This is a genomic window from Microbacterium sp., assembly GCF_040394595.1.
In the GTDB taxonomy this organism is placed as follows: Bacteria; Actinomycetota; Actinomycetes; order Actinomycetales; family Microbacteriaceae; genus Microbacterium.
The window spans coordinates 114,969-127,593 of sequence record NZ_JBEBSA010000003.1 but is presented as its reverse complement, the minus strand read 5'-3'; the positions used below and the strand labels follow the sequence as shown (position 1 = coordinate 127,593).

At 70.6% G+C, this 12,625-nt stretch carries 15 protein-coding genes; 7 read left to right on the top strand and 8 right to left on the bottom strand.

Annotation, left to right across the window (positions count from 1 at the left end; genetic code table 11):
* Positions 1-40: 40 nt before the first annotated feature.
* Positions 41-640: a TetR/AcrR family transcriptional regulator gene (locus ABWO84_RS05780; protein WP_353113472.1), complete on the top strand. Its 600-nt coding sequence runs from the start codon at positions 41-43 to the stop codon at positions 638-640.
* Between the two features lie 44 nt (positions 641-684).
* Here ABWO84_RS05780 and ABWO84_RS05775 read toward each other — a convergent pair whose 3' ends face one another.
* Genes ABWO84_RS05775 through pdhA form a run of 3 tightly spaced genes read right to left on the bottom strand, consistent with a single transcriptional unit; the run spans position 685 to position 4,158 of the window.
* Positions 685-2,037: a dihydrolipoamide acetyltransferase family protein gene (locus ABWO84_RS05775; protein ID WP_353113470.1), complete on the bottom strand. Its 1,353-nt coding sequence runs from the start codon at positions 2,035-2,037 to the stop codon at positions 685-687.
* A complete protein-coding gene (locus tag ABWO84_RS05770) occupies positions 2,034-3,044 on the bottom strand; it encodes an alpha-ketoacid dehydrogenase subunit beta (RefSeq protein WP_353113468.1) in 1,011 nt (336 codons plus the stop codon). The genes ABWO84_RS05775 and ABWO84_RS05770 overlap by 4 nt, the downstream gene beginning before the upstream one ends.
* 1 nt (position 3,045) lies before the next feature.
* Positions 3,046-4,158 carry a pyruvate dehydrogenase (acetyl-transferring) E1 component subunit alpha gene (gene pdhA, locus ABWO84_RS05765; RefSeq protein WP_353113466.1) on the bottom strand — a complete coding sequence of 371 codons (1,113 nt, stop codon included), beginning with the start codon at positions 4,156-4,158 and terminating at the stop codon, positions 3,046-3,048.
* Positions 4,159-4,324: 166 nt separating this feature from the next.
* Between pdhA and ABWO84_RS05760 the strand changes: the two genes are divergently transcribed.
* Positions 4,325-4,798, top strand: a complete 474-nt coding sequence (locus ABWO84_RS05760) for an Lrp/AsnC family transcriptional regulator (RefSeq protein ID WP_353113464.1) — start codon at positions 4,325-4,327, stop codon at positions 4,796-4,798.
* Here the strand turns inward: ABWO84_RS05760 and ABWO84_RS05755 are convergent.
* The gene (locus tag ABWO84_RS05755; RefSeq protein WP_353113462.1) at positions 4,770-5,660 is read right to left on the bottom strand and encodes an alpha/beta fold hydrolase; all 891 of its coding nucleotides are present in this window, start codon (positions 5,658-5,660) and stop codon (positions 4,770-4,772) included. The genes ABWO84_RS05760 and ABWO84_RS05755 overlap by 29 nt on opposite strands.
* A 67-nt stretch (positions 5,661-5,727) precedes the next feature.
* Between ABWO84_RS05755 and ABWO84_RS05750 the strand changes: the two genes are divergently transcribed.
* Both ABWO84_RS05750 and ABWO84_RS05745 read left to right on the top strand, forming a co-directional pair.
* Positions 5,728-6,447: an exonuclease domain-containing protein gene (locus ABWO84_RS05750; protein ID WP_353113460.1), complete on the top strand. Its 720-nt coding sequence runs from the start codon at positions 5,728-5,730 to the stop codon at positions 6,445-6,447.
* Positions 6,448-6,489: 42 nt separating this feature from the next.
* Positions 6,490-6,771, top strand: a complete 282-nt coding sequence (locus ABWO84_RS05745; RefSeq protein WP_353113458.1) for a hypothetical protein — start codon at positions 6,490-6,492, stop codon at positions 6,769-6,771.
* Between the two features lie 77 nt (positions 6,772-6,848).
* Here ABWO84_RS05745 and ABWO84_RS05740 read toward each other — a convergent pair whose 3' ends face one another.
* The 3 genes from ABWO84_RS05740 to glgA form a co-directional block, all read right to left on the bottom strand.
* Positions 6,849-7,106 carry a type B 50S ribosomal protein L31 gene (locus tag ABWO84_RS05740; RefSeq protein ID WP_353113456.1) on the bottom strand — a complete coding sequence of 86 codons (258 nt, stop codon included), beginning with the start codon at positions 7,104-7,106 and terminating at the stop codon, positions 6,849-6,851.
* An 81-nt stretch (positions 7,107-7,187) separates the two neighbouring features.
* Positions 7,188-7,970, bottom strand: a complete 783-nt coding sequence (locus ABWO84_RS05735) for an ABC transporter ATP-binding protein (RefSeq protein WP_353113454.1) — start codon at positions 7,968-7,970, stop codon at positions 7,188-7,190.
* A gap of 17 nt (positions 7,971-7,987) precedes the next feature.
* Positions 7,988-9,172: a glycogen synthase gene (gene glgA / locus ABWO84_RS05730; protein ID WP_353113452.1), complete on the bottom strand. Its 1,185-nt coding sequence runs from the start codon at positions 9,170-9,172 to the stop codon at positions 7,988-7,990.
* A gap of 46 nt (positions 9,173-9,218) precedes the next feature.
* Between glgA and glgC the strand changes: the two genes are divergently transcribed.
* From glgC to ABWO84_RS05715, 3 genes are read left to right on the top strand one after another with little or no spacing between them, the layout of a single operon-like run.
* Positions 9,219-10,460: a glucose-1-phosphate adenylyltransferase gene (glgC, locus tag ABWO84_RS05725; protein ID WP_353113450.1), complete on the top strand. Its 1,242-nt coding sequence runs from the start codon at positions 9,219-9,221 to the stop codon at positions 10,458-10,460.
* 43 nt (positions 10,461-10,503) lie between these two features.
* A complete protein-coding gene (gene serB / locus ABWO84_RS05720) occupies positions 10,504-11,139 on the top strand; it encodes a phosphoserine phosphatase SerB (RefSeq protein ID WP_353113448.1) in 636 nt (211 codons plus the stop codon).
* A gap of 38 nt (positions 11,140-11,177) precedes the next feature.
* The gene (locus ABWO84_RS05715; RefSeq protein ID WP_353113446.1) at positions 11,178-11,873 is read left to right on the top strand and encodes an alpha/beta fold hydrolase; all 696 of its coding nucleotides are present in this window, start codon (positions 11,178-11,180) and stop codon (positions 11,871-11,873) included.
* Between the two features lie 13 nt (positions 11,874-11,886).
* On the opposite strand, the gene fabG is transcribed toward ABWO84_RS05715, so the two are convergent.
* Positions 11,887-12,597, bottom strand: coding sequence for a 3-oxoacyl-ACP reductase FabG (gene fabG / locus ABWO84_RS05710; protein ID WP_353113444.1), 711 nt, complete (start codon positions 12,595-12,597; stop codon positions 11,887-11,889).
* Between the last annotated feature and the right edge of the window lie 28 nt (positions 12,598-12,625).

The following is a 12,625-nucleotide window of genomic DNA, read 5'->3' as shown; positions in this document are numbered from 1 at the left end:
GGTTAGGGTTCACTAACCGAGTGTCTCGGGGAGGACGACGATGACCACGCAGACCACGGCACGCGACCGCGCCAAGGCCGAGCGTACCGATGCGCTGCTCGCTGCGGCGGCGACGCTCTTCGCCGAGCGCGGCTATCCGGGCGTGAGCCTGGAGGACATCGGCTCGGCGGTGGGCATCTCCGGACCGGCGGTGTACCGTCATTTCGCCGGGAAGCAGGCGCTCCTCGGCCGGGTGCTCCTCCGGGTGAGCGAGGGCCTCGTCGCGGGTGGGACCGCCGTCGCCGAGGACTCCCCCGACGCCGAGGAGAGGATGCGCGCGCTGATCCGCTTCCACGTGGAGTTCGCGCTCTCCGAGGCCGACGTCATCCGGGTACAGGATCGTGATCTCGCCCACCTCTCGGAGGCGGATCGCGCCGAGGTCCGCCGCCTGCAGCGCACCTACATCGGCCTCTGGATCTCGGCTCTCGACGCGCTCCGCGCGGGAACGCCCGAAGAGCAGCGCCTGCGCGTCCAGGCCTGCTTCGGGCTGATCAACTCGACGCCCCATTCCACCCGCGCCTCAGCGCGCGCGCAGGCCGAGACCGCCCGCGTCCTCGCAGCCATGGCGATCTCAGCGCTCCTGGCCGATCCTCCGGCGTGATCGCGACGGCGACCACGCCGGAGACGGCTCAGTCCGGAGACGGCTCAGTAGAGCATCGCCCGCCCGGGCTGCTCCAGGATGTCCGCGACGTCCTTGAGGAACCTCGCCCCCTCCGCCCCGTCCACCAGGCGGTGGTCGAAGGAGAGGCTCAGCGTCATCACCTGGCGCAGCGCGATCCCGCCCTCGAACTCCCAGGGCTGCCGCCGGACGGCTCCGACGGCGAGGATGCCCGACTGCCCGGGTGGGAGAATCGGCGTGCCCGCGTCGATGCCGAACACCCCGATGTTGGTGATCGAGAAGGTCCCGCCGGCGAGCTCCGCAGGGCTCGTCTTGCCGGAGCGCGCGGTCTCGGTCAGCGCGGTCAGCGCATCCGCGATCTCGGTGAGCCCCATCCGGTCCGCGTCGCGGATGTTCGGGACGATCAGCCCTCGTTCCGTGGCTGCGGCGATGCCGAGGTCGACGTAGTGGTGCTGGACGATCTCGCCCGCCGGCTCGTCCCAGCGCGCGTTGAGCGACGGGTTGCGCTGCAGCGCGAGGCACACGGCCTTCGCGATGAGCACGAGCGGTCCGATGCGGTGTCCGGCCAGGCCCTTGTCGGCGCGCAGGGCGGCGATGAGGTCCATCGTCGCCGTCACGTCGACCGTGTGGAACGTCGTCACGTGCGGGGCGGTGAACGCACTCTGCACCATCGCCGCCGCCGTGTGCTTGCGAACACCGCGAATCGGCACGCGGGTCTCGCGCTCCCCCGCCCGCAGCGCCCCGGTCGCAGAGGCCGTCACGACCGGTGCGGCGACGACGGGCGTCGAGGGGTCCGCTGCGCCCGTGCGTCCGGCATAGGCCTCGACATCCGCGCGGGTGATCACCCGGTCGCCGACCTCTGCGGCGACGAGCACCAGATCGACCCCGAGGCTCTTGGCGTAGGCGCGCACCGGCGGCGTGGAACGCGGGCGCTCCCCCATCACCGGCTCGGCCGCCGCGGGCGGCAGAGCGTCGTGCGGCGCGGCCTCGATCACTGCCGCATCCGCCGCCGGCGCGGGGGCACCGGACCGCCGGGCCCGGCGTGCCGGGCGCCCGGAGGCTGCAGGAGCGGCACCGTACCCGACCAGGTTCGGCTGCGCCTGGTCCTCCCCGGCCGGGGCCGGGACGGTCTCCTCGGCGCCGTCGACCTCGAAGGCGATCAGCGGCGCGCCGACGGCGATGGTCTCGCCGGCCTCGGCGTGCAGGGACGTGACCGTGCCGTCATAGGGCGAGGGAAGCTCGACCACGGCCTTCGCGGTCTCGACCTCCGCAAGCGTCTGGTTCAATGCGACCGGGTCGCCGGGCTTGACCAGCCATTGCACGACCTCGGCCTCGGTGAGTCCCTCACCCAGGTCGGGAAGACGGAACTCTGCGATCATGACTCTGCTCCTGTGAGGCTGTTCGGACGATCCATCACGCGGTCGACGGCGTCGAGGATGCGGTCCAGGTCGGGGAGGTGGAACTTCTCGAGCTTCGCCGGCGGATAGGGGATGTCGTGCCCGGTGACGCGCAGGGGCGCGGCCTCCAGGTACTCGAAGCAGTGCTCGGTGCTGCTCGCGATCACCTCGGCGGCCACACCGGCCTCCCGCGACGCCTCATGCGCGACCACGACCCGGCCGGTCCGTCGCACGGCGGCGTCGACGGTGTCGTAGTCGATCGGCGACAGCGATCGGAGGTCGATGACCTCGAGGGAGATGCCCTCGTCGGCGGCGGCGTCAGCGGCGTCCAGCGCCGTCTGCACCATCGCTCCATAGCTGATCAGCGTCGCGTCGGTCCCGGGCCGCACGATCCGCGCGATACCCATCGGAGGGGCGTCGGCGAGCGGGGCTTCGAGGTCGACCTCGCCCTTGTGATGGTAGAGGCGCTTCGGCTCGAAGAAGATCACCGGATCATCGCTCGCGATCGCCTGTCGGAGGCAGCGATAGGCGTCCTCGGGGTTCGACACCGCGATCACGCGGAGCCCCGCGGTGTGCACGAAGTACGCCTCGTTCGACTCTGAGTGGTGCTCGGCCGCGCCGATCCCGCCGGCCCAGGGGATCCGGATGGTGATCGGCATCTTCACCCGCCCCTGCGTGCGGTAGTGCAGCTTGGCGACCTGAGAGACGATCTGGTCGAAGGCCGGGTAGACGAATCCGTCGAACTGGATCTCGATCACGGGCCGGTAGCCGCGGAAGGCGAGCCCGATCGCGGTGCCGACGATGCCGGACTCGGCGAGAGGCGTGTCGATGACGCGCTTCGCGCCGAACTCGTCCTTCAAGCCGTCCGTGATGCGGAACACGCCGCCGAGGGTGCCGATGTCCTCACCCAGGAGGACGACCTTCTCGTCGTCGCGCATCGCCTGTCGCAGGCCGGCGTTCAGGGCCTTGCCGAGCGTGAGCTGAGTCATGTCACACCTCCTCGTAGGCGGAGAGGTACGCCGCGTACTCGCTGCGCTGCCGCTCGAGCCCCGAGTGCGGCTCGGCGTAGACGCCGTCGAAGACGGCCAGCGGCGCACGGGTCACCATGCCGAGACAGGCGGCGCGCATCTCGCGGGCGAGTCCGTCCGCCTCCGCGTGGATCGCGGCTACGCGCTCGTCGTCGATCGCGCCTGCCGCACGGAGATGGGCCTCGACGCGGGAGATCGGGTCGCGGCGCCGCCACGACTCCAGCTCCGCCTCGTCGCGGTAGCGCTTCGGGTCGTCGGCGGTCGTGTGCGGGCCCATGCGATAGGTCACCGTCTCGATGTAGGCCGGGCCTTTGCCGGACCGCGCGTGCTCCAGCGCCCAGCGCATCGCGGCGTAGGTCGCGAGCACGTCGTTGCCGTCGACCCGGAGGCTGGGGATCCCGAAGCCGGGCGCGCGGCCGGCCAGCGGGAACTGGGACTGCAGGCCCACCGGCTCGGAGATCGCCCAGTGATTGTTCTGGCAGACGAAGACGACCGGCGCTCCGTAGGACGAGGCGAACACCATCGCCTCGTTCACGTCGCCCTGGCTCGTCGCGCCGTCGCCGAAGTAGGTGACCGCGACCTCATCGGCGCCGTCGTGCTGGATGCCCATCGCGTAACCGACCGCGTGCAGGGTCTGGGCGCCGATGATGATCTGCATCGGACCGACACGGAGCTCGTTCGGATCGAAGGCGGCTCCCTCTTCGCCGCGCCACATGCGGACGAAATCACCCGCCTTCGCGCCGCGCGCGAGCATCACGCCGGTCTCCCGGTAGCTCGGGAAGACGAAGTCCCGCGCGTCCAGCGCCCGGGCGGTGCCGATCTGTGCGGCCTCCTGGCCGTTGCAGGGCGCCCAGAGCCCGAGCTGTCCCTGGCGCTGCAGGGCGACCCCCTCCGAGTCGATGCGACGGAGCACCACCATGTCGCGGTACAGACCGCGAAGGGCGTCGAGGTCGATGTCGGCGACGTAGGGGTCGAGACGCGGGTTCGGCGTGCGGGAGCCGTCGGCGGCGAGAATCCGCTCGGTCAGTTCGAGGTCGCTGGCGGCCTCTGTGATCGGCGTGGTGTGCGGTGACATCGGTGTCCTCCTCATCGTGTCGCCCTTGTGGGGCTCTCACGTCCTCCGACTGCAACGTCGGCTCACTTGAAGGGTACGTCCGCGTAGCACGACGCTCAAGCATTGGGAAACATTCTGAGCATGTTGCGAAGCACGGGGTGGGCACCTGCTGCTAACGTCTGACACTATGCCAGCACTCGACCGCATCGACCTCGATCTGCTCTCCGCCCTCGCTGAGGACCCGCGCGTGACCATCGTCGCGCTCGCGGAACGGCTCGGGCTGTCGCGCAACACGATCCAGGCGCGCATGGCCCGTCTCGACCAGACCGGGGTCTTCCAGTCGTATGAGCGCTCCTTCTCCACGGAGGTGCTGGGCTTCCCCCTGCAGGCCTTCGTGAACATCGGTGTGCGGCAGACCGAACTGCCGCGGATCATCGCCGAGCTGGCGCGCATCCCCGAGGTCGTCCAGGCCCACGGACTGAGCGGCTCGATCGACCTGCTAGCCCGGGTCGCCTGCCGGGACGCGCGTCATCTGTTCGACACCGACGCACGGATCCTCTCGATCGACGGCGTCGAGCGCACCGAGACGTCGTTGGCGATGGGCGAGGTGATCCCGTTCCGGGCCGCCGGCCTCATCGGCCTCGCGCGACGAGAGGTCTGAGGAAGCGCCGGATCGCCCCGGCCGCCTCGGCCGGGGTCTCGTAGTGGATCAGGTGACCGACCTCGGCGATCTCGACGAGCTCCGCATCGGGGAACATGCCCGCCAGCCGGCGCTCGTCCTCGATGGGCGTGATGTCGTCGCGCTCGGCGGCGATGAGCAGCGTGGGGACCTCGATGACCGGCGCGAAGGCACGGACGTCATGCGAGACGCTCGTGACGAACGCGTCGTGCAGCACGTCGCGGTCGGCGAAGCGCGAGAAGTAGGTGTCGTGCTGGCCGTGGATGAATCGGCGCAGGCGCCGGTCCCCCGTCTTCGCCATCGTGACGCTCATCACCCGCACGATCAGCGGATTGCGCAGCAGCGCCGTCCCGACCCGCTCCGGCAGGCGCGCCCCCAGCGCGTAGTACAGCACCGCCAGCCTCGTCATGACGCCCTTCGGGCCGGAGAGCGCCGGCGAGCCGATGGGGTTGATGAGGATCAGGCGCGGCGTGTCCAGGCCGCCGGCGACGGCCGCCGAGGCGACGATCGATCCGAAGGAATGTCCGAGGATCACCGCGCCCGGAGCGATCGCCGAGGCGAACTCCGTGAGCCACCCGGCATACGCGGCGAGGTCGTGCTCGCGTCCGAGCGGCGGCGTCTCGCCGAAGCCGGGGAGATCGGGCGAGATCACCCGGATGCCCGGCAGGTACGCGATCACCGGCTCGAGACCGTGGTGCTCGCCGCGGAAGCCGTGCACCGCGATGATTGTCGTCTCCGCGTCGTCGGGACCGTAGACCCAGTAGGCGGTCGCACCGCCCGCGACCTCCGCCTCGCGTCGCTCGACCGGGATCCGGCTCAGGCGCGCGGCATAGGGAGAGGGCATGCTCCGAGTCTACGGCTCCCCGTGCCGCGTCCCCGGAATGTCCGCGGCCGTCCCTAGCGTGGGAATCATGGCACCCGAACCGCACCTCCCCGCCTGGCTCACCCGTGTCGGAGTGTTCGACCTGGAGACGACAGGCGTCGACGTCGCCGCGGATCGCGTCGTGACCGCGCACGTGGGCGTGCTCGACGCCCGGGGACGCGAGATCGCGGCGCGCAGCTGGCTGGCCGACCCCGGCGTCCCGATCCCCGAAGGCGCCACGGCGGTGCACGGCATCACGACGACTCATGCCCGCGCGCACGGCCGGCCCGCACCGGAGGTGATCGAGCAGATCATCCGCGCGCTGCGGTCGCTCTTCGCCCAGGGGGTGCCCGTCGTGGCGTACAACGCGTCGTACGACTTCTCTCTCCTCGATGCCGAGGCCCGCCGACACGGCATCGAGCCCTTGGACTCCCCCGGCCCGGTGATCGACCCGCTCGTGATCGACAAGGCCTACGACCGCTACCGCCCGGGCAAGCGCACGCTCGAGGTCGTCGCGGCGCACTACGCCGTCGCGCTCGACGATGCGCACGAGGCAGCGGCCGACGCGGTGGCCGCCGGGCGGGTCGCCCAGGCTCTCGCGCGGGAGTTCCGGCTCCCGGAGACAGCATCCGAGCTGCACACGCGGCAGATCGGCTGGGCGCGGGCGCAGGCCGCGAGCCTCACGGAGTACTTCGTGCAGATCGGCCGCATCGAGCCCGAGGAGCGCATCGACGGACGGTGGCCGGTGCGCGCGTCGGAATCCGCCTGAAGACGGATGTCCCGCCGGTCGAGCCCCGCGTAGCCTGGGCTCATGGACGACACGATCGGCTGGATCTGGGTGGCGGCGTGGCTGGTCGCGCCGCTGTTCATGGTGGGCGTCGCCGTGCACTTCATCTTCACCAAGAAGCCTGTCGAGGAGAAGTACTCCTCGGCAGGCGGCGGCCTCGTCGGCGTCTTCGACGCGGTGTGGTCACCCTCCGCGCACGAGGCGGGGATCGAACGGGACCGGCAGACCAAGCGCACCGCCCCCGCACCGTCGCCCGGTGATCCGCCGTGGACCATCGACGGCGACCGGATCCGGATCGACGTCTGAGACCACCCGGCGTCATCCGGCACGCGCGAGGGGACGCAGAAGGCCCCGCCGAAGCGGGGCCTTCTGGGAAGAGCTGCTTACTTGGCGGAGCCGCCGAAGTTCTTGAAGCGCTGGTTGAACTTCTCCACACGACCGGCGGAGTCCATGATGCGCTGCTTGCCCGTGTAGAACGGGTGCGAGGCCGAGGAGATCTCGACGTCGATCACGGGGTACTCCACGCCGTCCAGCTCGATCGTCTTGTCGCTGGTGACGGTGGAACGGGTGAGGAAGGTCTCGCCCGAGCCGAGGTCGCGGAACACGACGTTCTGGTAGTCGGGGTGAATGTCAGTCTTCATTGCTGAGTCCTTGCGGAGTTGGGTGTGTAGGAAAGTCTGAAGGCACAGATGCACCAAGGGTCGAGTCTAGCAGACCGCGGCTCAGACGGCGCGCGCGGCGAAGCGCCCGCCCTCGGCCGAGAGCGCGATCGTCATGCCGAAGGCCTCGCTCAACGCCTCGCCCGTGAGCGTCTCGCCGATCGGACCCGCCGCGACGACTGCGCCCTCGCGCAGCAGCATCACGTGCGTGAACCCGACCGGGATCTCCTCCACGTGATGGGTGACCATCACCATGGCCGGCGTGCTCTCCGAGGACGCGTACCCGCTGAGGAGCGCGAGCAGCTCTTCGCGTGCTCCGAGATCGAGGCTCGCCGTCGGCTCGTCGAGCAGCAGGAGCTCGGGGTCGGTCATCACCGCGCGGGCGATCTGCACGCGCTTCTGCTCTCCGTCGCTGAGCGTGCCGAACAGACGATCCGCGAGGTGATCGAGCTTCCAGTCGGCCAGCACGCGCAGGGCACGCCTCTCGTCGATGTCCTCGTAGGACTCGTTCCATCGCCCGAGCACGGAGTATGCGGCGGTGAGCACCGAGTTGAGCACCGTCTCGTCGCGGGGCACGCGCCGCGCCATCGCGGTGGAGGCGAACCCGATGCGGGGGCGCACCTCGAAGACGTCGGTGCGCCCGAGGGTCTCGCCGAGGACGGTCACCGTTCCCGAGGTCGGGTGCAGCAGGGTGTCGGCGAGCTGCAGCAGAGTCGTCTTGCCCGCGCCGTTCGGCCCGAGCACGACCCATCGCTGGTCGTCCGAGACCTCCCAGGTCACATGATCGACGATGTTGCGACCCTCGCGGCGCACGACGACATCGGTGAGTTCCAGAGCGCTCGGCATGCCGCCAGCCTATCGGCTCAGGCGGTCAGCTCGTCGTAGAGCGACCGCGTGGTGTCGGCGATGGCGTCCCAGCTGAACTCCGCCCTCGCGCGCTCGCGTCCGGCCTCCCCGTATGCCTTCGCCCTCGCCGGATCCGTCGCCACCTCGGTGAGCACCGCCGCGAGATCGGCGACGTACCGTTCCGGGTCGACCGGCGTGCCGGTGCCGTCCTGCACCTGCTCGATCGGCACCAGGCGCCCAGTGACCCCGTCGGCGACCACCTCGGGGATGCCGCCCGTCGCGGTGCCCACCACCGCAGCCCCGCACGCCATCGCCTCGAGGTTCACGATCCCCAGGGGCTCGTATACCGACGGGCACACGAAGGTCGTGGCGGCGGTGAGGATCGCCGACAGCTCGTCGCGCGGCAGCATCCTCTCGATCCACACCACGCCCTGGCGGGACTGCTGCAGCAGTCCCGCCAGGGCGTGCACCTCGGCCATGATCTCCGGAGTGTCCGGCGCCCCGGCGCACAGTACGAGCTGCACGTCCGGAGGCAGCTGAGCCGCCGCTCGCAACAGGTAGGGCAGCCCCTTCTGACGCGTGATCCGCCCGACGAAGACGACCGAGGGACGATCGGGATCCATGCCGATGCCCCGCAGGAAGGCGTCGTCGTGCACGGGACGCCAGCGCTCCACGTCGATGCCGTTGTGGATCACCCGGACCCGCGCCGGATCGACCTGGGGATAGCTGCGCAGGATGTCGTTCCGCATCCCCGCGCTCACCGCGATGATCGCGGCGGCGTTCTCGTAGGCGAGCTTCTCGATGCCGCTCGACACGGCGTAGCCCCCGCCCAGCTGCTCGGCCTTCCAGGGGCGCAGCGGCTCCAGGCTGTGCGCCGTGAGGACGTGCGGGATCCCGTGGAGCTGCGAAGCGAGGTGTCCGGCGAAGTTCGCGTACCAGGTGTGGGAGTGCACGAGATCGGCGCCGGCGATGTCGGAGACCATCGCGAGGTCGGTCCCGAGGGTCTGCACCGCGGGGTTCGCCGAGGACAGCTCGACGGGGGTGCGATAGGCATGAGTGCCCGGTTCCCCACGCTCGGATCCGAAGGCGCGCACCTGCACGTCGATGCTCCTCCGCAGCGCCGCGACGAGCTCCGCGACGTGCACTCCGGCACCCCCGTAGACCTCCGGCGGGTACTCCTTGGTGATCACATCGACGCGCATGTCTGAAACCTAGTACAGCGGCGGCCCGGCACTCTATGGTGGAGCCATGTCGGTACCAAAGAAGGTCTTCGGGATCATCCTCGCCGGAGGCGAGGGCAAGCGGCTCATGCCCCTGACGGCCGACCGCGCCAAACCCGCCGTGCCCTTCGGAGGGCAGTACCGGCTGATCGACTTCGCGGTCTCGAACCTCATCAACTCGGGCCTCCGGCAGGTCGTCGTGCTGACCCAGTACAAGTCCCACAGCCTCGACCGGCACATCTCCCAGACCTGGCGCATGTCGGCCCTCCTCGACTCCTACGTCACGTCGGTGCCCGCCCAGCAGCGGCTCGGGAAGCGCTGGTTCTCCGGCTCGGCGGACGCGATCCTGCAGAGCCTCAACCTGATCAACGACGAGAAGCCCGACATCGTCGTCGTCATCGGCGCCGACCACGTCTACCGGATGGACTTCCAGCAGATGGTCGACGCGCACATCGCCTCGGGCGCGGCGGCGACCGTCGCCGGCATCCGCCAACCACTCGCGCTCGCGTCGCAGTTCGGGGTGATCGACGCCGACCCGGAGTCCGGGCGGATCAGGCAGTTCCTCGAGAAGCCGGTGGACGCGACCGGGCTCTCGGACTCTCCGAACGAGGTGCTCGCCTCGATGGGCAACTACGTCTTCGACGCCGACGCGCTCGTCGCGGCCGTCGAGGCCGACGGCGAGTCCTCCACCAGCGGTCACGACATGGGCGGCGACATCGTCCCCTACTTCGTGTCGCGTGGCGAGGCCGGGTACTACGACATGAAGCAGAACGACGTGCCGGGGTCGTCTCCGAGGGATCGCGCCTACTGGCGGGACGTGGGGACGATCGACTCGTTCTTCGACGCGCACATGGACCTGATCTCCACGCTGCCCGTGTTCAACCTGTACAACACCCAGTGGCCCATCCGCACGCAGTCGGTGAACGCCCCGCCCGCGAAGTTCGTGCGCGACGCCGTGGGCCGGATCGGCAACGCGATCGACTCGATCGTCTCCCAGGGCTCCGTCCTGTCCGGAACGCACCTCGAACGCAGTGTGGTGGGTCCGGGCACGCTCGCGTCGGGCGGTTCGACGATCACCGACTCGGTGCTGTTCGACAACGTCCTGGTCGGCCAGGGCGCACGGGTGCACCGGGCCGTGCTCGACAAGAACGTCATCCTCGAGGACGGCGCGACCGTCGGCGTCGATCGCGAACGGGACCTCCTCCGCGGGTTCACTGTCACCGAGTCGGGGCTGACCGTCGTGGGCAAGGGCGTGCGCGTCGAACGCTGACGCACGGCGCGGTGCTGTCGCCGCTCTTCGCTACGCTCATGGCGTGACCACTGCGCGCCTCCTCGTCGTCCTCGATGCCGACTCCACGCTGATCCAGGACGAGGTGATCGAGCTCCTCGCCGATGAGGCCGGACGCCGGACCGAGGTGCGGGCGGCGACCGAGGCGGCGATGCGCGGCGAGGTCGACTTCGCCACGAGCCTCCGCACGCGCGTGGCCGCGCTCGCCGGTGTGCCGGTGGAGGCCTTCGAACGGGTCCGCGCCCGCGTCCGCCCGACTCCGGGCGTCCGGGAGCTGACCGCGGCCGTGCACGCCCGCGGCGGGGTCGTGGGCGTCGTCTCCGGAGGGTTCCACGAGATCCTCGACGACATCGCGCCCGCGCTCGGAGTGGATCGCTGGCGGGCGAACCGACTGGTGGTCGAGGACGGCGCGCTGCGCGGCGAGGTCTCCGGAGGCATCGTCGACGCCGAGGCGAAGGCCGCATCGCTGCGCGCCTGGGCCGATGAGCTCGGCGTCCCGTCGGCCCGCACGCTCGCGATCGGCGACGGCGCGAACGACCTGCGGATGATGTCGGCCGCCGGACTCGGCCTCGCCTTCAACGCGAAGCCGGCGGTCCGCGCCGCGGCCGACCTCGTCATCGGGCGTCCGGACCTCTCCGAGGTGATCCCTCTCCTCCCCTGACCCTGGCGGGTGTCGGTGGTGGCGCGTAGCGTCGAGACATGGACATCTTCCTGGTTCCCGGTCTCTGGCTCGAAGGCTCCTCCTGGGAGCCCGTCCTCCCCGCGCTCGAGGAGGCGGGGCATCGCCCGGTCCCCTTGACGATGCCCGGTGTCGGCGTCCCCGCATCGGGGTCGGCGGACATCGGGATGTCCGACTGGGTGGACGCGGTGGTGGAACGCATCGACGCGGCCGAGGGGCCGGTCGTGCTCGTCGGGCACTCCGGCGGCGGCAACGTCGTCTGGGGCGCTGCCGACGCCCGGCCCGAGCGGGTGGCCCGCGTGGTCTTCGTCGACACCATCCCGCCGGCGCCGGACCGAGGCATCAGCGAGTTCGAGGCGGTCGATGGCGTCGTCCCGTTCCCCGGGTGGGACTTCTTCCCGGACGAGGAGGTGAGCGACCTCGACTCCGCCGTGCGCGCTCGCACCGCGGCGCTCGCACGCACGATCCCCGCACGGGTGCCGTCCGACCCGCTCCGGCTCGCCGACGAGCGACGCCATGCCGTACCCGTGACGATGCTGATGGGCTCGTACGATCGTGACCGCGTGTTCGCCGAGGCCGACTCATGGGGCCCCTACGGCGAGGAGCTCCGCGCGATCAGGGACGTCGAGGTCGAGCGCATCGGCTCGGGCCATTGGCCGCAGTTCTCCGTGCCGGAGAAGCTCGCCGCGCTGCTCGTGGCCGCGGTCTCGGACTGACCCAGCCGGGGCGTCAGTGCCCCATGCCCAGGCCGCCGTCGACCGGGATCACCGCGCCGGAGATGTAGCCGGCGTCGTCGGAGGCCAGCCACGTGACGACACCGGCCACCTCGTCGGCGGTCGCGAAGCGTCCCGCGGGGATGTTCGCCTTGTACTGCTTCTGCGTCTCCTCGGGCAGTTCGGCCGTCATGTCCGTCTCGATGAACCCGGGGGCGACGACGTTCGCGGTGATGCCGCGTCCGCCGAGCTCACGCGTCAGGGAACGGGCGAAGCCGACCAGCCCGCTCTTCGAGGCCGCGTAGTTGGTCTGGCCCGCGGAGCCGTACAGGCCGACCACGCTCGAGATCAGGATGACCCGGCCGAACCGCGCGCGCAGCATGCCCTTCGAGGCGCGCTTCACCACCCGGAAGGAGCCACCGAGGTTGGTGGAGACGACACTGTCGAAGTCGTCCTCGCTCATGCGCATGAGCAGCGTGTCCTTGGTGATGCCGGCGTTCGCCACGACGACCTCCACCGGGCCGAGCTTCTGCTCCACCTCGGTGAACGCCGCGTCGACTGCGGCGGCGTCGGTGACGTCCGCCCGGACCGTGAGCGTGCCCTCCGGACCCTCGCCGCTGCGCGCGGTGACGGCGACCCGGTAGCCGTCACGGACGAAGCGCTCCGCGATGGCGCGGCCGATGCCGCGGTTTCCGCCGGTGACGAGGACGACGCGCTCAGCGCTCATGGGGGCTCCTGTTCGTTCGGGACGCACG